The sequence below is a fragment of the Bosea sp. Tri-49 genome, assembly GCF_003952665.1.
In the GTDB taxonomy this organism is placed as follows: Bacteria; Pseudomonadota; Alphaproteobacteria; order Rhizobiales; family Beijerinckiaceae; genus Allobosea.
Genome location: NZ_CP017946.1, coordinates 5,021,179 through 5,043,654 on the forward strand (window position 1 = coordinate 5,021,179; position 22,476 = coordinate 5,043,654).

Below are 22,476 nucleotides of genomic sequence, written 5' to 3' on the forward strand. Positions count from 1 at the left end.
ACCCGAGCATCTGGTGACGGGAGGTTCCGGTCGGCGCCTTCTGGTCCTGAGATTCTCGGGTCTGCGCTTCGCTTCGCCCGAGAATGACGGCTGATATCAGCGCGCGACGCTCAGCCCCTGCACGCCGTGCTTTTCGATGAGCGCCGCGACGAAACCCGATTCCTTCGCCGCGGCGACGAACTTGGCCAGGTAGTCGGCCGCCTCGGCCTTGGCTTTCGGTACGCCGATCGCCTGCTGCACGGTCATGAAATACCCGTCGAGGATGCGCGTGCCGGGGATTGCCTCGACATCTTTCAGTAGGCGCGGGCGCAGGCCGGCCAGCGCATCAAGCTCCTTGGCGGCGAAATCATTCGCGGAATCGTCGAGCGTGCCGGAGCGGACGAGCTCGGCCTTGCGGATGTTGCGATCGAGCCAGAGCCCATAGGCGGCACGACCGCTGACGGCGATGCGGATACCCTGCGCATCGACATCGGCGATCTCCTTCAGCGGCGAGGCCTCGCGGACCAGATAGGTCGCCTCGATCTCGGCATAGGCCGGCGTGAAGCTGATCGCCTCGGCCCGCTGCGGCTCGGCGCCGATCAGGCCGACATCCCATTCGTCGCAAGGCGCGGCATCGGCGAGCAGGCCGGGATTCTCGTAGGGTACATAGCGCAGCCCGGTGCCGAGAAGATCGGCGAGGGTGCGCGCCATGTCGGGCGAGACGCCTTGCGGTTCGCCCTGCAGGCCGCGGCTGGAGACCAGCAGGAAGTTCGAGAGGTTGATGCCGGCGCGCAGCAGATTGGCCGGGGCCAGATGCTCGCGCACGGTCGGTGAGAGCTGGCCGATATCGGGGCGGAATTCCATGGCGTCGTCCTCCCTGTCGTCGGCGCTGCTTATGCCGCGCCGTTGCTCGGAAGGACAAGCGCGATCGAGATCGTCAGAGATCCAGCCAGCGCGCGTCCTTGGCCGAGGAGCGCACTGCCGCTTCGATGAAGCGGACCCCGCGGACCCCGTCAGTGACTGTGGGCACCAGCGTCGAGAACGGGGCAGGCTCGCGCCCCTCGATCCGGGCCGTGATCTGCTCGGCGATATCGACGTAGAGCTGAGCGAAGCCTTCGAGATAGCCTTCCGGGTGGCCGGCGGGCACGCGCGAGGCGGCGTTGGCTACCGGATAGGCGCCGGCGCCATTGCGCCGGATCAGGCGCGAGGGCTCGCCGAGTGGCGAATGAACCAGCAGGTTCGGATTCTCCTGCTGCCATTCGAGCCCGCCCTTCTCGCCATAGAGGCGGATGCGCAAACCATTCTCCTGGCCGGCCGCGACCTGGCTGCACCAGAGCATGCCGCGCGCGCCACCCCTGAAGCGCAGCAGCATATGGGCGTTGTCGTCGAGCCGGCGGCCTTCGACGAAGACGTGCGCCTCGGCAGCGAGCGCTTCGACCTCGTCGCCGGCGATGAACTCGGCGAGATTGAAGGCATGGCTGCCGATGTCGCCGATCGAACCGGCCGGACCGGATTTGGCCGGATCGGTCCGCCACTCCGCCTGCTTCTGCCCGCTCTCCTCGAGCTTTGTGGCGAGCCAGTCCTGCGCGTATTCGACCTGGACGACGCGGAGCTTGCCGAGCACCCCCTCGGCAATCATGGCGCGGGCCTGCCGGACCAGCGGATAGCCGGTGTAGTTGTGGGTGACCGCGAAGATCAGGCCGCTATCCCCTGCGAGCTTGGCGAGCGCCTCGGCCTCACGCAGGTTCGTCGTCAGCGGTTTGTCGCAGATCACATGGATGCCGGCCTTGAGGAAGGCTTTTGCCGCTGGGGCATGGGCATGGTTCGGCGTGACGATCGCGACCGCGTCGATGCCGTCCTTGCGGCGCTTCTCGCGCTTCGCCATCTCGGCGGCATCGGCATAGATTCGGGCGGGATCGAGCAGCAGGTCTTCGCCCGAGAGACGACCGCGCTCCGGGTCGGAGGAAAGCGCGCCGGCGGCGAGCTGCCAGCGGTCGTCGAGCCTTGCCGCGATGCGATGCACCGCACCGATGAAGGCGCCGCGCCCGCCGCCGACCATGCCGAGGCGCAGGCGGCGGTTGAGCTTCGATGTGGTCGAGCCTTCGATCGCCATGAGCGTCTCCTTCAGCCGAGCCCGAGCATGCGCCGGTTGGCTGCCTCGTCGGTGCCTCCCGCGGCGAAATCGTCGAAGGCTTTTTCGGTGACGCGGATGATGTGGGCGGCGATGAACTCCGCCCCTTCGCGCGCGCCGTCCTCGGGATGCTTCAGCGCGCATTCCCATTCGAGCACGGCCCAGGAGTCGTAATCGTACTGCGCCAGCTTGGAGAAGATGCCGCCGAAATCGACCTGGCCGTCGCCGAGCGAGCGGAAGCGACCGGCTCGGTCGACCCATGGCTCGTAACCGCCATAGACGCCGACGCGGCCGTTCGGATTGAACTCGGCATCCTTCACATGGAAGGCCTTGATGCGCTCGTGATAGAGGTCGATGAAGGCGAGATAATCGAGCTGCTGCAGCAGGAAATGGCTGGGGTCGTAGTTGATGCAGGCCCGGCGGTGTCCGCCGACCGCGTCGACGAAGCGCTCGAAGGTCGCCCCATCATGGACGTCCTCGCCCGGATGGATCTCGTAGCAGAGGTCGACGCCGGCCTCGTCATAGGCGTCGAGGATCGGGCGCCAGCGTTTGCCGAGTTCCTCGAAGGCGGTCTCGACCAGCCCGGCCGGGCGCTGCGGCCAGGGATAGACGAAGGGCCAGGCGAGCGCGCCGGTGAAGCTGACATTGGCCGACAGCCCGAGCCGGCGTGAGGCTTTCGCCCCGAGCTTCATCTGCGCGACCGCCCACTCCTGCCGCGCCTTCGGATTGCCGCGCACGGCGGGGACGGCGAAGCCATCGAAGGCCTCGTCGAAAGCCGGATGAGTGGCGACGAGCTGGCCCTGGAGATGGGTCGAGAGCTCGGTGATCGACAGGTCGTACTGGGCGAGCGTGCCCTTGACCTCGTCGCAATAGGCATCGGACTCGGCGGCTTTGGCGAGATCGAATAGGCGGGCATCCCAGCTTGGGATCTGCACGCCCTTGTAGCCGAGCGAGCCGGCCCAGCGGCCGATCGCTTCGAGCGAGTTGAACGGCGCCTCGTCGCCGGCGAACTGGGCGAGAAAGAGCCCCGGACCCTTCATGGTCTTCATCGCGACCCTCCCGACAGCGCGGCCCCTTGCCGGAACTCGCAATCGACCGCCTGATTGGCGATGTAATCGATTGCAGGAATGTAGCGGGGACGCGTCTGCTGTCAAACCGGGTTGATTGGATCGTGTTTGATCGGGATGCGCCCGGCAAGGCCTGTTGCATACGAGAACACCGCCGCGCTGCTGCGCGGCGGTGCCGATGGCTCGGATAAGGCTCAGCGCTCGATCATCTTGTTCCAGCGGCTGTTCCATTCCGGCCGCTTGGCGTTGATCTGGTCCCAGTCGAGGGTCACGGCGGTCTTCATGTTGGCGTGGAAGGCCTCGAGCTTCTTCTCGGCGTCGGGCGTGGAGGCCTTGGCCTTGGTGTTCGAGGGCACGATGTTGCCGGCGGCGAGCGCCTTGGACTGGGCCTCGGGCGAGAGGAGGTAGGCGGCGAGCTTCTGCGCCAGCTCCGGCTCGGAATTCTTGGCGATGACGCACTGGGCGACCATCAGCACGACCGAGCCTTCCTTGGGCTGGGCGTATTCGACGGCGATGCCCTTGTCCTTCAGGGTAGAGATGCCGGTAGGCGTCAGCGGGAAGATCGCGGCCTCGCCGGTTTGCGCCATCTCGGCGATCTTGGCCGAACTCGGGATGAATTCGAGCACGTTCTTGCCGATCGTGTCGCGGAACTTGCTGAAGCCCGGCTCGACATTGGCCTCGGTGCCGCCCTGGATGCGGTTGAACATCAGGAAGGCGTGCAGGCCGAAGGAGGAGGCCGAGGCCGACTGGAACACGACCTTGCCCTTGTACTTGGGATCGGCGAGGTCCATCCACGAGGTCGGCGCCGGCCAGCCCTTCTCGTCGAACAGCTTCTTGTTGTAGCCCAGCCCGGTCATGCCGAGGTCGATGCCAACAGCCATGTCGTCCTTCATGCGCGTGCCGGGGGCGAGATCGGCAAGCTCGGGGCCGGGCTTCGTCTTCTCGCAGAGGCCGGCGCCGATGGCGCGGACCATGACGCCGTCATCGAGGAACATGACGTGCATCTGCGGCTTGTCCTTGGCCGCGGTCGCTTTGGCGAGGATGTCGGAGGAGGTGCCGGGCACGACCACAACCTTGACGTCGTTGGCCTTCTCGAAATCGGGGAAGACGGCCTGGGTGAAGGTCTTTTCGAAATTGCCGCCGTTCATGCCGACATAGAGCGTCTTCGACTGGGCGAAGGCGCTGCCGACGGCGGCGAGCGCCATGGTGGCGACGCCAGCCGCCAGGATGCTGCGATAGCTGGTCATGATCTGATCTCCCCTCTAGTGCTGCGGCTCTTGGTTTTGTCCCGCACCCGAGCCAGCGTCGGTGCGGGCGGAAGTCTCTCTGAAGCGGCCGATCGAGAAGGCCGCGATCGGGGTTTGCGTCTCGCCGTCGCGGACGAGCTCGGCGAGCACCTCGCCGACACCGGGCGCGATCTGGAAGCCGGCGCCGGTGAAGCCGAAGGCATGGATCAGGCCGTGCGTCGTCTCGCTCGGGCCGATCACCGGGTTCTTGTCCGGCATGGCCCCTTCCGTGCCGCTCCAGAAGCGAATTGCCTGGGCATGGCGCAAGCCGGGGAATAGCGCGGCGGCATTGTTCATGATCGCGATCGCGCCATCGCCGCGCGGCCGCGAGAGGTCGGGATCATTCAGCGGCAAGGCGCGCTCGCCGCCGACGACGATATTGCCGCGCTCGACCTGACGGGCATAGATGCCGCCGCCCTCCATGCCGATATTGACCGACATCACCGGCTCCATCGGCTCGGTGACGACCATGGAGGGGTAGATGCGCGAGAGCGGCACCGGCTCGCCGAAGCTCTCGGCGAAGGGGGCGGCCCAGGCGCCGGCGCTGTTGACGACGAAGCGAGACCGGAGCGTGAGGTTGCCGGCAGCCTCCAGCGCGAAGCCCCCGCCATCGCGCGTCACGCCTTCGACCGCCGTGTTCTCCAGCACCTCGACGCCGGCCCGGCGCGCCGCCGCAGCGAAGCCGGTCGAGACCAGGCGCGGATTGGCATGGCCGTCGCCGGGACAGAAGGAGGCGCCGACAATGCCGTCGCCGATCCAGCCGAAGCGCTCGCGCAGGCCGTTATGGCCGATCAGCTCGAGATCGAGGCCTTGTTCGGCAACGGCCTCGGCATAAGCCTCGAGCGAGGCCATGTCGGCCTCGTCGCGGGCGAGCTTGAGATGGCCGGAGCGCAGGAACTCGCCATCGATGCCGATCAGCGCCCTGAGCCGCGGCCAGACGGCATGGGCCCGCTGCGACAGCGGCAACTGCTCGATCGGCCGGCCCTGGCGGCGCACGCCGCCATAGTTCACGCCGGAGGCCTGCGCGCCGCAAAAGCCCTTGTCGAGCAGCGCGACCGAAAAGCCCAGGCCGCGCAGCGCCAGCGCGGCCGAGGAGCCGACGAGGCCGCCGCCGATGATCGCGACGTCGACTTCGAGCCGCCGGCTCATTCCGCCGCCTCCTGCTGCGCGGTGAGCGCGAGCGTCAGTGGCACGGGCTTGACCGGCGCCTGGCTGCGCAAACGGCCGACGGCCTCGATGCCGCGCCCCGCCTCGTGCGCCAGCAGTTCGGCGGCGGCGGCGGCGCAGATGCGGCCCTGGCAGCGGCCCATGCCGACGCGGCTCACGGCCTTCAGCCGGTTGAGCTCGTGCACGCCGAAGCGGTTGATGGCGGCGCGGACCTCGCCGGCAGTGATCTCCTCGCAGCGGCAGAGCGTGGTCGCATCGGCGATGTCACGCACCCAATGCGCCGGGAAGGGGAAGGCGGCTTCGAGCACCTCGCGGAAGCGGCTGATGCGGGCGAGCTCCGCTTCCAGCGCAGCGGCGCGCGCAGCGTCATGCGGCAGGCCGCGATCCTGCAGCAGAGCGAGCGCGACGCGTTCGCCAGCGCGCTCGGCGGCATCCGCCCCGGCGATGCCGGCGCCGTCGCCGGCGAGATAGACGCCTGGCACGCTGGTGCGACCGGCCGCATCGCGCTCGGGCAGGACGGCGCGGTCGCGCGCGTTGAAGGCGAAGCGGCAGCCGGCGAGGTCGGCGAGCTGGGTTTCCGAGCGCAAGGCGAGGCCGTAGCCGATGCCGTCGCAGGTGAGGCGGTGCTCCAGCCCGTCCTGGCGCCAGGCGATGGCCTCGACCTTGCTCGCACCCTCGATGCGGACATCACCGACGCCGTAATGCAGCGCGATGCCGGCCAGCTTCAACTCGGCGGTCATCCGCATGCCACGCAGCACGATTCCTGGGAACAGCGGCAGGCCGCGCAGCAGGTTGAACTTTGCGGCGAAGGGCGCCGTGTCAAGCACCGCCGCGACCTTGGCGCCGGCCTTCATGTACTGCCAGGCGACGAGATAGAGCAGCGGGCCGGAGCCGAGGAAGACGACCTTGCTGCCGATGGCGCAGCCCTGGCTCTTCAGCGCGATCTGGGCGCCGCCGAGGGTGAAGACGCCGGGCAGCGTCCAACCGGGTAGCGGCAAGGTGCGGTCGGTCGCGCCGGTCGCGAGCAGAAGGCCGTCATAGGCGACCTGCCGGCTGGTGCCCTCGATCATGATGTCGGCGCGGCCGTCGCGCAGGTTCCAGAGCAGTGCCTGCGGCCAGTAGTCGAGCTTGCCGTCGAGCGCGGCAAAATCGCGATGAAGGGTTTCGGCCTTAGCGGCCTCCGAGCCGTAGAGGTCGCGGCTGCTGCGGCCATCCGGGGCGAGGCGCTGGCGATAGATCTGGCCGCCGCAGGCCGGCGCCTCGTCGACGACGAGCGGGCGCAGGCCGGCCGCGACCAACGCCTCAGCGGCCCGAATGCCGGCGGGGCCGGCGCCGACGATCAGCGGCTGCGGGCGCTCGCTGGTCGGATGCCCGGTCATGCCGCCCTCGCGCGGCGGGTGAGGATGCGCATGCCGGCGGTGAGGGCCGTGGAGCAGGCGCGCAGGCGCTCGCCGCTCTCGAGCACGATCCAGCAATCCTGGCAGGCGCCCATCTGGCAGAAGCCGGCGCGCGGCGAGGCTGAGAACTCGCTGAGGCGCAGTCGTTCGGCGTTGGTGAGGATAGCGGTCAGGACGGTATCGCCGGCGCGGCCTTCGCAAGGCGTGCCGTCCAGCGTGAACGGGATGGACGGATGGTCGGCGCGAGCGAGGCGATGCAGGAGCGGCATGTCACTTCTGCCCGACCAGGATCTTGTCGAGGCCGAAGGCGCGGTCGAGCACCAGCATGGCAGCCGCCGTCAGCGCGATCATCAGCGCCGAGACCGCGGCCATCATCGGGTCGATGGATTCGGTGGCGTACATGTACATGCGCACCGGCAGAGTCACGGTCTGCGGTGACGTCACGAAGATCGACATGGTCAGTTCGTCGAAGCTGTTGATGAAGGCGAGCAGCCAGCCGCCGGTGATGCCGGGCAGGATCATCGGCGCGGTGACGCGGCGGAACACTGTCCAGTGCGAGGCACCGAGCGTCATCGCCGCCTGCTCGGCCGAACGGTCGAGTCCGGTGAAGGCGGCCATCACCAGCCGCAGCACATAGGGCGTGATCACCACGACGTGGCACGCGACGAGCCAGGCGAAGCTGCCAGTCGCACCGATCAGCGCGAAGAGCCTGAGGAAGGCGACGCCGAGCACGAGATGCGGGATGATCAGCGGCGACAGGAAGAGCGCGTTCAGCGCATCGCGGCCGGGAAACTCGTAGCGGTCAATGGCAAGCGCTGCCGGCACCGAGATCGCGACCGAAAGCGTCGCCGCGAGCGTCGCCAGCCACAGGCTGTTGACGAAGGAGGCGACGAAGTCGGGATGGCGGAAGATCTCCTTGAACCAGCGCAGCGAGAAGCTGGTGGTCGGAATCGAGAGCGTGTTCTCCGGCGTGAAGGCGACGAGACAGATCACCACAAGCGGCGCCAGCACGAAGGCGACGACCAGCGTATGGAAGAGGAGCGCGACGGGACCGTTCTTCTGCATCACGCTCACCCCAGGGCCTTGCGGGCGCGCGTCTCGATGACGCGGTTATAGGCCAGCATGATCACGAGGTTGGCGACGAGGACGATGATTGCGATCGTCGCGCCGAGCGGCCAGTTCAACTCGTGCATGTATTCGTCATAGACCAGTGTCGCCGCCATCTTGAGCCGGCGCCCGCCAAGCAGGCCGGGAATGGCGAAGGCCGAAGCCGAGAGGCCGAAGACGATCAGGCTGCCCGAGAGCATGCCGAGCGAGACCTGCGGCAGCACCACACGACGCAGCGCGGTGGCATGCGAGGCGCCGAGGCTCCAGGCGGCCGCCTCGACCATCGGATCGAGCTTCTGCAGCGCGGTCCAGACCGGGATCACCATGAAGGGAAGCATGACGTGGACGAGCGCGATCACGATCGCCGTCTCGGTATAGAGCAGGCGCACACTGTCGAAGCCGAGGCCCTGCAGCGCCTGGTTCACCAGCCCGGTCGAGCCGAGCAGCATGCTCCAGCCGAAGGCGCGGACGACGACCGAGACCAGGAGCGGCCCGATGATCACCAGCAGGAAGACCGAGCGCCAGGGATCGCGCATCCGCGACAGGATATAGGCCTCGGGCGCGCCGATCAGGACGCAGATCAGCGTGGTCAGGCCTGCGAGCCGCAGCGTGCGCCAGAAGATGCCGAGATAGTACTCGTCTGAGAACACGGCGGCGTAATGGGCGAGAGTGAACTCGTTCTTGATGCCGATCGTGTGGTCATAGGCGTGGAAGGAGAGGATCAGCGTCAGCGCGAGCGGCAGGATGATGAGTCCGAGGAAAAGTAGCGCGCCCGGCCCGGCGAGCCAGAACGGTGTCGCCGCGGAGCGCCCGACGCTCATGCCGCCGCTCCCTGCGCCAGCGGTTCGATGCGCAAGCTGGCCGGAGCCCAGTCGAGCGCGACCTTGGCGCCCTCACGGGCCGGTTCCTCGCCATCGTTCGGCAACGAGACCAGGATCGGCCCGGCCGCGGTCTCGACCGTGAACAGCCAGGAGCCGCCGAGGAAGAAGCGGTTGGCGATGGTGCCGTCGATGCGGCCCTGGCCGGGCGCCTTCAGCGCGAGCTTCTCGGGGCGGATCGACAATGCGATGGCTGCGCCCTCGGCCAGTCCGCTGGCTTCGGCCGGCACGGCGATCCCGGCGATTTCGGCCGCGCCCTTGCGCCAGGTGCCTTCCAGCCGGTTCATCTTGCCGACGAAGGTGGAAATGAACGGCGTCGCCGGGTTCTCGTAGAGCCTGTAAGGCGCGTCGACCTGCGTCATCCGGCCCTGTTCCATCACCACGACGCGGTCGCTGATCGAGAGCGCCTCGGCCTGGTCATGCGTGACCATGATCGTGGTGGTGCCGACGCGCTGCTGGATGCGGCGCAATTCGAACTGCATCTCCTCGCGCAGTTTGGCGTCGAGATTGGAGAGCGGCTCGTCGAGCAGCAGCACCGGTGGCTGGATGACGAGGGCGCGGGCGATGGCGACGCGCTGGCGCTGGCCGCCGGAGAGCTGGCGCGGATAGCGTTCGGCCAGCGGGCTCAAATGGACAAGTCCGAGCATGGCTTTCACCCGCTCGTCGCGCTCGGCTTTGGCGATCTTGCGCATCTCCAGCCCGAAGGCGACGTTCTCAGCCACCGTCATGTGCGGAAAGAGCGCGTAGCTCTGAAAGACGATGCCGAGGCCGCGCTTGTTCGGCTTCTCGCGGGTGATGTCGCGGCCATCGAGCATGATCGTGCCGGTCGTCGGCTCGACCAGCCCGGCGATCATCTGCAGCGTCGTGGTCTTGCCGCAGCCGGAGGGGCCGAGCAGCGAGACGAACTCACCCTTGGCGACGGACAGGTCGATGTCGCGCGCGGCGGCGAAATCGCCATAGACCTTGCTCAGCTTCTCCAGCGTCAGGAAGCTCATGACCTCTCCCGCTTGGCTCGCCCCGCCCGCTCATCGGGGTCTCTTGCCCTGTCCTGGGAGGAAGCGGCAGGAGTGGAATTTCGTCAACGAACAATTCCATATGAAAGAATTTTTCTATTTATAATTCCGTTATATGAAATTTACTGGCGCCCGATGCTGTTCAGATTATTCTGGGCGGATGAGTGATTCTGCCGAGCCTCTGTCCAGTTTGCGCCGCGCGCTCGGCTTGCTGCGCCTTGTCGGCGCGACGGATGCAGGCGGAATCCGCCTGAAGGATCTGGCCGAGCAGGCCGGCTGCAGCCAGCCGACGGCGCATCGCGCCTTGCAGGACCTCGCCGCCGAGGGCTTCGTCGAACAGGTCGGCAAGCGCTACCGCTTGGCGCTCGACTTCTTCGTGCTGGCGGCCCGCGCCGGCCAGGCCGGCGGCCTGCGCGATCTCGCCAAGCCGGTGCTCCTGCGTCTCTCGGCGACGCTGACCGACACGATCTTCCTGCTGGTCCGCAACGGCTATGATGCTGTTTGCCTCGACCGGATCGAGGGGCCATTCCCGATCCGCTCCTTCACCGGCGATATCGGCGGCAAGGTGCCGCTCGGGCTCGGGCAGGGGAGTCTCGCCATCCTCGCGCACCTGCCCGAGGCCGAGCGCGAGGCGGTGATCCGCTTCAACGTGCCGCGCCTTCTCGACCGCGGTTTCCTCGACGAGGCGGCCCTGCGCGTCGCGCTGGAGGCGGCGCGGGCGCAGGGCTGGGTCAATCTCAACACCGGGCTGATCCCGGGCATGGCGGGTCTGGGCGTGCCGATCTTCGATGCGCAGGACCGGGTCGTCGCGGCGTTGAGCGTCGGCACGCTGGCGGACCGGTTGCGCCCCGAGCGCTTGCCTGGCGTCGTTGCCATTCTGAAGGCGGAGGCGGCGGCATTGGGCGCAATGCTCAATCCGTTCGACCCAGCCTTGCGCCATCCCTCACGCAGCTTGAGTGCAGTGTCATGATCCTGGTCTGCGGCGAGGCGCTCGTCGATCTCTTCCTCGATCCGCCCGAGGGGGCCGAGATGGCCGGACGGGCCGTTTCCGGTGGCTCGCCCTTCAATGTCGCTATCGGCCTGGCGCGGCTCGGCGTACCGGTCGGCTTCCTCGGCGCGATCTCGCGCGACGGTATCGGCTCGATGCTGGCGGAACGTCTGACACGGGAAGGCGTCGATGGCCGCTTCATCGTCCGCAGCGACCGGCTCTCGACCATCTCGGCCGTTGCCACCGGAGCGAACGGGCAGCCGAGCTACGGTTTCCATGGTGAAGGCGCTGCCGACCGCTTCCTGATGCCGGCCGATCTGCTGGCCGAGCTGCCGGCGGAGGTGCAGGCGCTCAGCTTCGGCTCCTACAGCATGGCGGTCGAGCCGATCGGCACGACGCTGGCCCTGCTGGCGGAGCGCGAGCATGGCCGGCTTGTGATCAGCGTCGATCCAAATCTGCGACCGGGTGTCGTGCCGGACATGGCGCTGTGGGCTGATGCCGCCGAGCGGTTCTATCGTGTCGCGACCATCATCAAGACGAGCGATGAGGATATCCGCATCGCCTGGGGCGGAAGGTTGTCGCTGCAGGAGGCGGCCGCCTATTGGCTGGGGCTCGGCGCAAAGCTGGTGGTGATAACGCGCGGAGCGGATGGGGCGGTCAGTTTTTGCTCTGCCGGGCAGGTTGAATTGCCGGCCAGGGTTGTCGAGGTATGCGACACAGTGGGCGCTGGTGACAGCTTCCATGCGGCACTGCTCGCGCGCCTTTCACAGACGGATCGGCTGAGCATCGAAGGCGTCGCTGCGCTCGATCAAGCGGCATTGAGTGAAGTGCTGACCTATGCCGCGACGGCAGCTTCCATCACGGTCGGCCGCCGCGGGGCGGATCTGCCAACTGCTGCGGAGATGACGATGGCTTCCTTGGGACGGCAACGTATGTGAATGGCGGTTCACATACTATGGCGTGACGTTTGCTACCTTATACAACTACAAGTTGTAAGTGCCGTTTCGGCACGCATAAGGGAGCGGTCTCGATGTCCAATCGTCTGCAGAAATCGCAGTTGACCAGCACGGAAGTGGCCTTCGGGCGCCTGACACTCGCCTTCACCGACCGGTTCAGCCTCCGCTGGAATGACGGGGGCAGCGGTGGCGATTACGACGGAGCCTTCTGGCATCCCAGCGCGCCAAGTGGCTTTCGTCCTCTCGGCAGTATCGGCGTCAATAATTATGACGACCCTGCCGGGCGACAATGGGCTCTCTGTGTCAAGCCGACGGTCGATGGCTCGGATGCCGTTCGCTCGCCGACGGGCTACCATCGAATCTGGAACGATCTCGGTTCCGGCGCCGATATGTACGGCGCGTGCTGGCAGGCGATTCCGCCGGACGGATACGTCGCGCTGGGCCATGTCTTCACCGGCAACTACCAGTCGCCGTCCTTGGAAGATATCTGGTGCGTGCACGCCGATCTGGTCGGCGAGGCGCTGCTCGGAGACTGGCTGTGGGATGATGGCGGCACCGGGTCCGATACGGATTTCAGCGCCTGGCGGATCGATCCAATCGTCTACTACCACGACAATACGACCATCCTGATCGGCGCCAATTGCTTCTACGGCGTCGCCAGCCATGATCGGCCGGAACCGGTCGTCAAGGTGCTGCGCCTGGAGCCGCCGGCCGAGCCCGGCGACACCCCGCCGGTTCCGCGGCTCGACAGTTACGACCGCCCTCCGGCCGAAAGCGACTGGATGCGGGAGAGGCGGATCGCGGTGCCCTTTACGGGGGTGACCGATGATCACTACGACCTCGCCTGGAAGGTCGCCAACTCGCCGTTCTACTACCTGGAGCGCTGGGACAATTTTCAGCTCGAGCTTTACGACAACAACCAGCAGGCGGAGCCGCACGAACTCGAGCGGGAGATCACCGTCGGCGTGACCAAATCCTCGACGGAGACCTTCAACCACGAAGTCGGCATCAGCATCAGCTACGAGACCGGTGTCAGCTTCGGCGGGGCAGGTTCGAAGGTGAAGGGCACCTTGTCCTACAAATTCGGCTACTCGACCTCGACCTCGGTCACGAACTTCCAGCAGAACACCGTGAAGCTCAAGCTCAAGACGCCCGGCAGGCATGCCGCTGCGATGTGGGCGCCGCACACCATGTTCAAGATGCTGCGGGCCGATGGCTCGATGGTCGGCGCTCCACTCTTCCTCGAGGATAGCGGCGTCGCCTTCTACGAGCGGGAATATCCGTCATCGCGGTCGGCCAAGCCGCGCCGGCGCATTCCGCGCTGAAGCGTTCGGTAGGGGCGGCTGGGGCCGTCCCTACCGTTTCTCCCGGTGGGCCCGCTCATGACCACCGAGGTAATCTCTTTGCATGGCAGCCCCGTCCGCTCGCCGCCGTGACCTCAGCGCTATCGCTATGCTACCTCGGCTTGCCGCATCGCGGCCGTTCGCAAGCATCGAGGAGAATGATCGTGCTGGAGAAGGCCTGGGCGGATCTCGCCGCGTATCGTACCCGAACCGTATCTCACCACCTGCGCGAGCTCTTCGCCGCTGATCCGCAGCGCTTTTCCGCCTTCTCGGCCCGGCTCGACGACCTGCTGCTCGACTATTCCAAGACGGCGGTGACGGGCGAGACCGTGGAGTTGCTGCTGGCGCTCGCCGAGGCGGCCGATGTCGCGGCCAAGCGCGACGCGATGTTCGCGGGCGAGCCGATCAACACGACTGAAGGCCGCGCCGTGCTGCACACGGCGCTGCGCAACCAGTCCGGCCGGCCGGTCAAGGTCGACGGCGTCGACGTTATGCCCGAGGTGAACGCGGTTCTGGAGCGGATGTCTGCCTTCGCCGAAGGCATCCGCAGCGGCAAGATCGCGGCAGCTGATGGCGGGCGCTTCAGCGACGTCGTCAATATCGGCATCGGCGGCTCGGATCTCGGTCCGGTGATGGCGACGCTGGCGCTCGCGCCCTATCATGACGGACCGCGCCTGCATTACGTCTCCAATGTCGACGGCGCCCATATCGCCGATACCCTGGCGAAGCTCGATCCGGCGCGGACGCTGGTGATCGTCGCGTCGAAGACCTTCACCACGATCGAGACCATGACCAATGCCGCGACCGCCCGGCGCTGGATCGCCGGTGCGCTTGGGGAAGAGGCGGTGGCCAAGCACTTCGCCGCGGTCTCGACCGCGCTCGACAAGGTCGCGGTCTTCGGCATCGCGCCCGACCGCATCTTCGGCTTCTGGGATTGGGTCGGCGGACGCTATTCGGTCTGGTCGGCGATCGGCCTGCCGGTGATGATCGCGATCGGTCCCGAGGACTTCCGCGCCTTCCTCGCCGGCGCGCATGCGATGGACGAGCATTTCCGCACCGCGCCGCTGGCTAAGAACCTGCCGGTGCTGTTCGCCCTGGTCGGACTCTGGCATCGCGAGAGCTGCGGGTATCCGGCCCGCGCGGTGCTGCCTTACGATCAGCGGCTGGCGCGACTGCCGGCCTATCTGCAGCAGCTCGACATGGAGTCGAACGGCAAGCGCGTCCACAAGGCCGGCGGGGCGGTGACGCGGCCGACCGGGCCGCTGGTCTGGGGCGAGCCCGGTACCAATGGCCAGCACGCTTTCTTCCAATTGCTCCACCAAGGCACCGACATCGTCCCCTGCGAATTCCTGGTCGCGGCCGAAGGCCACGAGCCGGAGCTCGCCCATCAGCATCGCCTGCTGCTAGCCAATTGCCTCGCCCAGAGCGAGGCGATGATGAAGGGCCGCACGCTCGAGGAGGCGAAGGCGCAGCTCGCCAAGCAGGGGCTGTCGGCGGATGCGATCGAGCAGCTCGCGCCGCACAAGGTATTCCCCGGCAACCGGCCGAGCGTGACCATCGCCTATCGCAAGCTCGATCCGTTCACGCTCGGGCGGCTCGTCGCGCTCTATGAGCACCGGGTCTTCGTCGAGGCGGCGGTGTTCGACATCAACGCCTTCGACCAATGGGGCGTCGAGCTCGGCAAGGAGCTGGCGACGGCGCTGTTGCCGGTGATCGAGGGCAAAGCGCCGGCCGAGGCCCATGATTCTTCGACGGCGGGGCTGGCGCGCTATCTGACCGGACTTTGAGCGCCGTCAGCCGCGTTCATCGCGCTTCACGTCACGCTGGGTGATCAGCCGCGCGCTGCGCTGGTCGCGCGCATGGATCCAGAGCCAGCTGAGCGCGACGCTGACGCGGTTGCGTACGCCGATCAGGAAGTAGATGTGCGCCAGGCCCCAGAGCCACCAGGCGAGCCAGCCCTTCAGCTTCACCCGGCCGAAATCGATGATCGCGGCGCGCTTGCCGATCGTGGCCAGGCTGCCGGCATGGCTGTAGGCGAAGGGGCGGGGCGCCTTGTCTCCGGCGAGCCGGCGCTTGATCGTCGCCGCGACATGGCGGCCCTGCTGCTTGGCGGCGGGAGCGATGCCGGGAACCGGCTTGCCGTCCTGGTCCATCACGCTCGCCGTGTCGCCGACCACGAAGACGTCCGCGTGGCCGGGCGCGGTGAGATCGTCCTCGACCTCGACGCGGCCGGCGCGGTCCATAGGGGCATCGAGCCAGCTGCCCGCCGGCGAGGCGCGCACGCCGGCCGCCCAGATCACCGTCACGGCCGGGAGTTTCTCCGGTCCGATCGAGACACCCGCGCTGTCGCAGGCGGTGACGGGCGCGCCGGTGCGAATCTCGACGCCGATGCGCCGCAGCGCCTCATGGGCGTAGTGCGACAGGTCCTCGGCGAAACCGGGCAGGATGCGCGGGCCAGCCTCAACCAGCACGACGCGGGTCTCGCGCGTGTCGATCCGGCGGAAATCCTCGGGCAGGGTGGCGCGCGCCAGCTCGGCGATCGTGCCGGCGAGTTCGACGCCGGTCGGGCCGGCGCCGATGACGACGAAGGTCAGCAGCGCGGCGCGGCGCGCGGCGTCGGTTTCCGCTTCGGCCTGCTCGAAGGCCAGCAGGATGCGGCGGCGGACCGTCGTCGCATCTTCGAGGGTCTTCAGGCCCGGCGCATAGGGCTCCCAGTCGTCATGGCCGAAATAGGCGTGGGTCGCGCCGGTGGCGACGACGAGCGTGTCGTAGGCCAGGGTCTCGCCGGTCGAGAGTGCGACCTCGCGCCGGGTCGTATCGATGCCAGTCACCTCAGCCAGTAGCGTCGTCACATCACTGCGCCGCCGGAACAGATGCCGGATCGGCCAGGCGATCTCCGAGGTTGCGAGCGAGGCCGTGGCGACCTGATAGAGCAGCGGCTGGAAGAGATGATGGTTGCGGCGGTCGACGATGGTGATCCGCACATCCGCACCCGCCAGGCGATGCACGGTCTCGAGCCCGGCGAAGCCGCCACCAATCACCACGACATGATGCGGCTCGCTCATCGACAATCCCTCGTCTCGGTAGAACGGAAGCCTGTGTAGCACGGGTACAGGGTTGGGGCTGTAGCTGGCCCTTCAGCTCCTGCTCGCTTCAGGGCACCCAGCGCCGCGATTGCTCGGCGCGGTCGTCATAGCTCGCCTCGAAGATCGGTGCGGCGAGCGTGGCGCGGACCTTGAGGATGCCGGTCCCGATATTCCTGAAGCTGTGCCTCGCGCCGGCCGGGATCACGACCGATTGGTTGGCACGCAGGACCAGATTCTCGCCGCGGAGCGTGATCTCAGCCTCGCCTTCCATCACCTCCAGCACTTCTTCAACTGCGTGGAGGTGGATGGGTGCACCAAGGCCGGGATCGCAGAACTGCTCGAAGATACAGAGCTGAGCCGACTGAACGAGCGCGGAGACCCGCATCAGCGTCATCACGCCTTCGCGCCATTGCTCGAGCGGCTGGGTCTCGTGGTCGAGCAGGGTCATGCCGTCGCCTTCTGTGCGAGTCCGACCATCGGCGGCTCATGCGGAATGCGGACCTCCGACGTCTGCGCGCCACTCCAGAGCGACTGCAGCTGGCTGACGACATGCCCGCCAAAGCTTTCATAGGGAATGCGGATCGAGGTCAACCAGGGCGCGATCCAGTGGTTGAGGGCATTGCCGTCGACGCCGACCAGCGTGCAGCGCTGCGGGATCGGCACATTGTTCTCGACCGCGAGCCGATAGGCGCCATAGGCGATCAGGTCGCTGACGCAGAGTGCCCCTTCTGGCCAGCCACCGTCCTGCACCAGCGCGCGGGCGGCGGCATAGCCGATCTCGATATGCGAGAGGCCGGGACCGCTGGCGCGGCGGATGGCATCGGCAGGCACGCCACGTGCCACGAGGCGGTCGATGAAACCGGAGGCGCGCTCCTGGGTGCTCGAGACATTCTGCGCCGCCATCAGTACGGCCGGGCGTTCGATTCCGCGCGCCAGCATGAAATCGGCAGCATCGGCCCCGGCGGCGCGGTTGTCGATGCCGACATAGGCGCCGCCGCCGAGCGGGTTGTGGCGCGCGACGAAGACCATCGGGTCGCCGCGTTGCAGCGTCTCCTCGAGCCCGCGGCTGCGCACGGCGCTGACCATGACATAGCCGGCTACAAACTGCTCCCGCATGGCCTGAAGGTAGTCGTCCTGCAGCTCGGCGCGGTCATGCGTGTCGCACAGGATCATGACGTAGCCGGCGGCGCGCAGCGCCGCCTCGGTCGAGACCGCGATCGCCGCCATCGCCGGGTTGTCGAGATTGGGCGAGAGCATCGCCACGACCCGGCTGGCGCGCTGGCGCAGCGCCCGCCCGACCGGGTTCGGCCGGTAGCCCAATCGCGCAATCGCCTCCTCGACGCGGGCGACCGTCTCGGGCGAGGCCCGCCCGCTCGCGCCGTTGACGATGCGCGAGACGGTCGAGATCGAGACGCCGGTGTCGTGCGCGACCGTGGTGAGCGATACCGAACCCTGATGTGCCTTTGCGGCCCTGGTCTTCATCGCGCTCCATCCCCGCTTCTCGCATGGCGGCGCCCGGCGAGTCAGCCCGCCAGAGATGCCGGCTCACTTCGGGATTGACAAGCTAGGCAAACGTTTGCCTAAATGAAAGTCAAGACGCCCCGGGAGGCGTCGGTTCAAGCGGGGATGGAACGCTCATGCACAGCAAGCATTGGATTTCGGCGCTCGCCTTGACGGCCGGTCTCGTCATGGGCGGTATCGCGCAGGCTCAGACCACGGTCCGCATCGCCTGGTATTCCGACGGCAATGAGGGCGAGGTCATCACCGACCTGCTCAAGCGCTTCGAGGCCCAGAACAAGGACATCAAGGTCGTGCTCGACCAGGTGCCCTACAAGGCCATCACCGAGAACCTGCCCGTCCAGCTCGCCTCCGGCCAGGGTCCGGACATCGCCCGCGTCGTCGATCTCGGCGGCATTGCCCGCTATGCGCTCGACCTGCGGCCGCATCTCAAGGACGCGGCCTATTGGGAAAAGAATTTCGGGCCGTTCCTGCCCTGGATGCGCCCGGAGGGCGACACCAAGGCGATCACCGGTTTCATGACGCAGCTCACCGTCACCGGCCCCTTCGTCAACAAGACGCTGTTCGAGCAGGCTGGTATCGCGATGCCCGGCGCCAAGGCGACCTGGGAGGACTGGGGCAAGGCGGTCAAGGACGTTGCGGCCAAGGTCCAGGCCCCGTTCCCGCTGGCGATGGACCGCTCGGGCCATCGCTTCTTCTCGGTCGCCGTTTCGGAAGGCGCCAAGGTCTTCGACGCCAAGGGCGAGCCGGCTGTCGTCGACGACGGTTTCAAGCGCGGCGCCAAGCTGGTCTATGACTGGCACCAGAGCGGCGTGATGAAGAAGGAGCTCTGGGGCTCGGTCTCCGGCACGGCCTATCGCGGTGCCAATGACGAGTTCAAGAACGCCCAGGTCGTGATGTACCAGTCGGGCTCCTGGCAGATCGCCCAGTTCGACAAGACCGTCGGCGACGCCTTCGACTGGATCGCGGTTCCCTCGCCCTGTGGCGCCGGCAATTGCTCGGGCATGCCGGGCGGGGCCGGTCTCGTCGCGATCAAGACGACCAAGAGCCCGGAAGCCGTCGCCAAGGTGATGGACTACCTCGCCAGCGAGCCGGTGCTGAGTGAGTTCTACGCCCGCTCGCTGTTCGTGCCCGGCCATCTCGGCATCGCCGCCAAGGGCCTCGACTATCAGGGCGCGAGCGCGCCGGCCAAGGCCGCGCTCAAGGTCTTCTCCGACCAGGTCGCGCAGCTCTCGCCGGTCGCCTATCAACTGCAGGGCTATACGAGCAACCGCGTCATCTTCAACGCGGTGATCAGCCGGCTCGGTCAGGCGATCTCGGGCGAGGGCAGCCTCGACGAGGCCTATAAGCGGATGGAATCCGACATCGCCCAGCAGATCGCCGAGCGCAAGAAGTAAGACGAATGGCCTCCGACGCTCCCATCCCGGCGGCGCCATCGGAACGCGTCGGCGCAGCGAGTTTCTTCGCCGCGCCGCTCGCGGTCCTGATGCGGCTGATCGACTGGCCGATGCAGGTTCTGCAGCGGCTGATTGGCGAGCGGCGGATGGCTTATGTCTTCCTGCTGCCCAATCTGGTTTTCTTCTCGCTCTTCGTCTTCCTGCCGCTCATCATCAACTTCATCTTCTCGGTGACGGGCGGGGCAGGCCTCTTCCCCTCCGAGCGGCCTTATGTCGGGGCGCAGCAATACGCCTATCTCTTCGATTGCGGCTCGTTCCTCGATCCGTCCTCCTGCCGCGAGGACCATTTCTGGCGCGGCGTTTCCAACACCGCGCGCTTCACCGTCTTCCAGGTCACGGCGATGGTGCTGTTCTCGCTGCTGACGGCGGTGGTGCTGAACATGAAGATCAAGGCGCGCGGCTTCTTCCGCGCGGTCTATTTCTTCCCGGTGCTGCTTTCGCCGGTGGTGGTGGCGCTGACCTGGAAATGGATCCTGCAGCGCGATGGCCTGCTCAACGCCGCGATCACCTCGCTCGGCGGTGAGCGCATCCTGTTCCTGGTCGATCCGAGCTGGGCGATGTTCTGGATCGTCTTCGTCTCGATCTGGGCCCATATGGGCTTCTACACGCTGATCCTGCTCGCCGGCCTGCAGGCGATCCCGGCCGATCTCTATGAAGCCGCCGAGATGGATGCGACGCCGCGCTGGCGCGTGTTCTGGCGCATCACCCTGCCGCTGCTCTGGCCGAACATGATCGTGGTGATCGTGCTGGCGCTGATCCGCGGCGTGCAGACCTTCGACGAGGTCTTCGTCCTGACCGGCGGTGGCCCCGGCACCGCGACGCTGATGGTGGTGCACTACATCTACGAGACTGCCTTCGCCAATCAGGTCCAGAATTTCGGCCTGGCGGCGGCTGCCTCCGTCGTGCTCGGCGTCGTGCTGTTCGCGTTGACATTGGCCCAGCTCGCGGCGAGCCGTCGCAAGGGGGCAGCATGAACAGGCTTGCCCGCATGGCGGTCGCCCGCCGCAACCTCGGTCGCTGGCATTGGACTGACATCGCCGCCTACGCCTATCTCGCGCTCGGCGTCGTCCTGATGTTCGGGCCGGTGCTCTGGCTCGGAATCTCCTCATTCAAGACGCAGGCCGGCCTGCTCGAATTCCCGCCCTCGCTGCTGCCGATGTCGCAGAAAGAGGGCCGGGTCGAGGGCCACGCCCAGCCGCTGCCGCTGTTCGAAGTGACGATGGAGGATGGCTCGAAGCGGGTGCTGGCGCAGGTCCGCCGCATCGGCATCCAGGCGCAGATGGTCGACCCGGCCAATCCCGGCCAAAGCATCCGCGTCCCGATCGACAAGCGCACCCCCGTGCGCGAGTTCAAGCTCGCGACCGAGAACTACACCGAGCCGCTGGAGCGCTTCGCCTTCATGCGCTTCCTTTGGAACTCGGTCTTCGTCACCGCGGTGGCGACGCTGATCACGCTGGTGATCAACTCGATGGCGGCCTACGCGCTTTCGATCTACGAATTCCGCGGCAAGACGGCGGTGATGCTGATGGTGATCGGCACGCTGATGATCCCGATCACCATCATCCTCGTCCCGGTCTACCTCGTCATCACCGAGCTCGGACTGGTCAACTCGCTCTGGGCGGTGATCCTGCCGGGCGCGGCAACGCCGACCGGCGTCTTCCTGCTGCGGCAATACATGCTGACCCTGCCGCGCGACCTGATCGAGGCGGCGCGCATGGACAAGGCCTCGGAGTGGCAGATCTACTGGCGGATCGTCATGCCGCTCGCCATGCCGGCGCTCGCGGTCCTCGCGATCTTCTCGATCATGTGGCGCTGGAATGAGTTCCTCTGGCCGCTCGCGGTGCTGACCAAGACGGAAGCCTATACGCTGCAGATCGGCCTCAACGCCTTCCAGGGCGAATTGCAGACGCAATGGCACTACCTGCTCGCGATGACGGTGGTGACGCTGCTTCCGGTCGCGCTCGTCTTCGTCTTCCTGCAGCGCTTCATCACCACCGGCATCGCCAATACGGGAATGAAATAATGGCGGGACTGAGCCTATCGGGCGTCCGCAAGAGCTATGGCGCGACCACGGTGCTGCATGGCATCGACCTTGACGTCGCCGATGGTGAGTTCGTCGTCTTCGTCGGTCCCTCCGGCTGCGGGAAGTCGACGCTGCTGCGCTCGATCGCCGGGCTGGAAAGCATCACCGGCGGGTCGATCGCGATCGACGGCACGGATGTCACCGGGCTGCCGGCTTCCGAGCGCGGCCTCGCCATGGTGTTCCAGTCCTATGCGCTCTACCCGCATATGAGTGTCTACGCGAACATGGCCTTCGCGCTGGAGAACATGGGCTTCAAGCGCGACGAGATCGACAAGAGGGTGAAGCGCGCCGCCGGCATGCTGCGCCTGACCGATTATCTCGAACGCAAGCCCAAGGCGCTCTCTGGCGGCCAGCGCCAGCGCGTCGCCATCGGCCGCGCCATCGTGCGCGACCCCAAGATCTTCCTGTTCGACGAGCCGCTGTCGAACCTCGACGCGGAACTGCGCGTCGCGACCCGCAAGGAACTCGCTGCGCTGCATGCCGAGATCGGCGGCACGATGATCTACGTTACCCACGACCAGGTCGAGGCGATGACACTGGCGCACCGCATCGTCGTGCTCCATGGCGGGCGGATCGAGCAGGTCGGCACGCCGCTCGAGCTCTACAACCGGCCTGACAATCTGTTCGTCGCCGGCTTCATCGGCTCGCCGCGCATGAACCTGCTGCCGGGCAAGGTGGTGCGGACCGGTACGGTCGCGATCGGCGAGGCCGGTCACGAGGTCGCCTGCCCGACCGGCGGCCTTGCCACGGGTACATCGGTCACGCTCGGCATCCGGCCCGAGCACCTCTCGCTCGCCGCGCAGGATAGCGGCGTGCCGCTCGCGATCGAGCTGGTCGAGCGCCTCGGCGGCGAGAGCTATCTCTACGGCGCCTCGCAAGGATTGCCGCAGATCACGCTCCGGCTCGACGGTCAGAGCGAGCACCAGCGCGGCTCAAGCGTCGCGCTCGCCTTCCCGCAGCAGCATCTGCACCTGTTCGACGAGAACGGCCGGGCCGTCCGGTCCTGACGACTAGAGAGAT

The 22,476-nt window shown here is 67.1% G+C and carries 21 protein-coding genes; 8 read left to right on the forward strand and 13 right to left on the reverse strand.

Translation table 11 applies throughout. The features are described 5' to 3' along the window. Positions 1–96: 96 nt before the first annotated feature. The 10 genes from BLM15_RS24265 to BLM15_RS24310 all read right to left on the reverse strand — a co-directional run bounded on the left by BLM15_RS24265 (position 97) and on the right by BLM15_RS24310 (position 10,007). Entirely contained in the window at positions 97–843 is a 747-nt protein-coding gene (locus tag BLM15_RS24265; RefSeq protein WP_126115155.1) for a transporter substrate-binding domain-containing protein, read from the reverse strand. Between the two features lie 73 nt (positions 844–916). After that, positions 917–2,092 (reverse strand): Gfo/Idh/MocA family protein, encoded by a 1,176-nt coding sequence (locus tag BLM15_RS24270; protein ID WP_126115156.1) that lies wholly within the window; start codon positions 2,090–2,092, stop codon positions 917–919. A gap of 11 nt (positions 2,093–2,103) precedes the next feature. Beyond that, positions 2,104–3,159, reverse strand: a complete 1,056-nt coding sequence (locus tag BLM15_RS24275; protein ID WP_126115157.1) for a sugar phosphate isomerase/epimerase family protein — start codon at positions 3,157–3,159, stop codon at positions 2,104–2,106. Between the two features lie 212 nt (positions 3,160–3,371). Beyond that, on the reverse strand, positions 3,372–4,424 hold the full coding sequence (locus tag BLM15_RS24280) for a polyamine ABC transporter substrate-binding protein (RefSeq protein ID WP_126115158.1): 1,053 nt from the start codon (positions 4,422–4,424) through the stop codon (positions 3,372–3,374). A gap of 15 nt (positions 4,425–4,439) precedes the next feature. Beyond that, positions 4,440–5,612 (reverse strand): NAD(P)/FAD-dependent oxidoreductase, encoded by a 1,173-nt coding sequence (locus BLM15_RS24285; RefSeq protein WP_126115159.1) that lies wholly within the window; start codon positions 5,610–5,612, stop codon positions 4,440–4,442. Beyond that, complete coding sequence (locus BLM15_RS24290; RefSeq protein WP_126115160.1) at positions 5,609–7,009, reverse strand: FAD/NAD(P)-dependent oxidoreductase; 1,401 nt, start codon at positions 7,007–7,009, stop codon at positions 5,609–5,611. The genes BLM15_RS24285 and BLM15_RS24290 overlap by 4 nt, the downstream gene beginning before the upstream one ends. Continuing rightward, entirely contained in the window at positions 7,006–7,296 is a 291-nt protein-coding gene (locus BLM15_RS24295; RefSeq protein ID WP_126115161.1) for a (2Fe-2S)-binding protein, read from the reverse strand. The genes BLM15_RS24290 and BLM15_RS24295 overlap by 4 nt, the downstream gene beginning before the upstream one ends. A gap of 1 nt (position 7,297) precedes the next feature. Continuing rightward, on the reverse strand, positions 7,298–8,092 hold the full coding sequence (locus tag BLM15_RS24300) for an ABC transporter permease (protein ID WP_126115162.1): 795 nt from the start codon (positions 8,090–8,092) through the stop codon (positions 7,298–7,300). Positions 8,093–8,097: 5 nt separating this feature from the next. Next, positions 8,098–8,955, reverse strand: coding sequence for an ABC transporter permease (locus tag BLM15_RS24305; RefSeq protein WP_126115163.1), 858 nt, complete (start codon positions 8,953–8,955; stop codon positions 8,098–8,100). After that, on the reverse strand, positions 8,952–10,007 hold the full coding sequence (locus BLM15_RS24310; protein ID WP_126115164.1) for an ABC transporter ATP-binding protein: 1,056 nt from the start codon (positions 10,005–10,007) through the stop codon (positions 8,952–8,954). The genes BLM15_RS24305 and BLM15_RS24310 overlap by 4 nt, the downstream gene beginning before the upstream one ends. A gap of 178 nt (positions 10,008–10,185) precedes the next feature. On the opposite strand from BLM15_RS24310, the gene BLM15_RS24315 reads away from it, so the two are divergent. The 4 genes from BLM15_RS24315 (at position 10,186) to pgi (ending at position 15,099) form a co-directional block, all read left to right on the forward strand. After that, positions 10,186–10,995: an IclR family transcriptional regulator gene (locus tag BLM15_RS24315; RefSeq protein ID WP_126115165.1), complete on the forward strand. Its 810-nt coding sequence runs from the start codon at positions 10,186–10,188 to the stop codon at positions 10,993–10,995. After that, positions 10,992–11,951, forward strand: a complete 960-nt coding sequence (locus BLM15_RS24320; RefSeq protein ID WP_126115166.1) for a carbohydrate kinase family protein — start codon at positions 10,992–10,994, stop codon at positions 11,949–11,951. The genes BLM15_RS24315 and BLM15_RS24320 overlap by 4 nt, the downstream gene beginning before the upstream one ends. A gap of 92 nt (positions 11,952–12,043) precedes the next feature. Next, positions 12,044–13,294 (forward strand): Vps62-related protein, encoded by a 1,251-nt coding sequence (locus BLM15_RS24325; RefSeq protein ID WP_126115167.1) that lies wholly within the window; start codon positions 12,044–12,046, stop codon positions 13,292–13,294. Between the two features lie 176 nt (positions 13,295–13,470). Then, on the forward strand, positions 13,471–15,099 hold the full coding sequence (gene pgi / locus BLM15_RS24330; protein ID WP_126115168.1) for a glucose-6-phosphate isomerase: 1,629 nt from the start codon (positions 13,471–13,473) through the stop codon (positions 15,097–15,099). A 6-nt stretch (positions 15,100–15,105) separates the two neighbouring features. On the opposite strand, the gene BLM15_RS24335 is transcribed toward pgi, so the two are convergent. The 3 genes from BLM15_RS24335 to BLM15_RS24345 form a co-directional block, all read right to left on the reverse strand. Continuing rightward, on the reverse strand, positions 15,106–16,377 hold the full coding sequence (locus BLM15_RS24335; protein ID WP_126115169.1) for an NAD(P)/FAD-dependent oxidoreductase: 1,272 nt from the start codon (positions 16,375–16,377) through the stop codon (positions 15,106–15,108). Positions 16,378–16,465: 88 nt separating this feature from the next. Then, on the reverse strand, positions 16,466–16,846 hold the full coding sequence (locus tag BLM15_RS24340) for a cupin domain-containing protein (protein ID WP_126115170.1): 381 nt from the start codon (positions 16,844–16,846) through the stop codon (positions 16,466–16,468). Then, positions 16,843–17,880 carry a LacI family DNA-binding transcriptional regulator gene (locus BLM15_RS24345; RefSeq protein ID WP_126115171.1) on the reverse strand — a complete coding sequence of 346 codons (1,038 nt, stop codon included), beginning with the start codon at positions 17,878–17,880 and terminating at the stop codon, positions 16,843–16,845. Before BLM15_RS24345 ends, BLM15_RS24340 begins: the two co-directional genes overlap by 4 nt. A gap of 155 nt (positions 17,881–18,035) precedes the next feature. Here BLM15_RS24345 and BLM15_RS24350 point away from each other — a divergent pair, with 155 nt between their 5' ends. From BLM15_RS24350 to BLM15_RS24365, 4 genes are read left to right on the forward strand one after another with little or no spacing between them, the layout of a single operon-like run. Then, positions 18,036–19,313, forward strand: coding sequence for an ABC transporter substrate-binding protein (locus BLM15_RS24350; protein ID WP_126115172.1), 1,278 nt, complete (start codon positions 18,036–18,038; stop codon positions 19,311–19,313). Positions 19,314–19,318: 5 nt separating this feature from the next. After that, complete coding sequence (locus BLM15_RS24355) at positions 19,319–20,347, forward strand: carbohydrate ABC transporter permease (RefSeq protein ID WP_126115173.1); 1,029 nt, start codon at positions 19,319–19,321, stop codon at positions 20,345–20,347. Continuing rightward, a complete protein-coding gene (locus tag BLM15_RS24360) occupies positions 20,344–21,396 on the forward strand; it encodes a carbohydrate ABC transporter permease (RefSeq protein ID WP_126115174.1) in 1,053 nt (350 codons plus the stop codon). The genes BLM15_RS24355 and BLM15_RS24360 overlap by 4 nt, the downstream gene beginning before the upstream one ends. Continuing rightward, positions 21,393–22,463 carry an ABC transporter ATP-binding protein gene (locus BLM15_RS24365; RefSeq protein WP_442859470.1) on the forward strand — a complete coding sequence of 357 codons (1,071 nt, stop codon included), beginning with the start codon at positions 21,393–21,395 and terminating at the stop codon, positions 22,461–22,463. Before BLM15_RS24360 ends, BLM15_RS24365 begins: the two co-directional genes overlap by 4 nt. Positions 22,464–22,476: the final 13 nt, after the last annotated feature.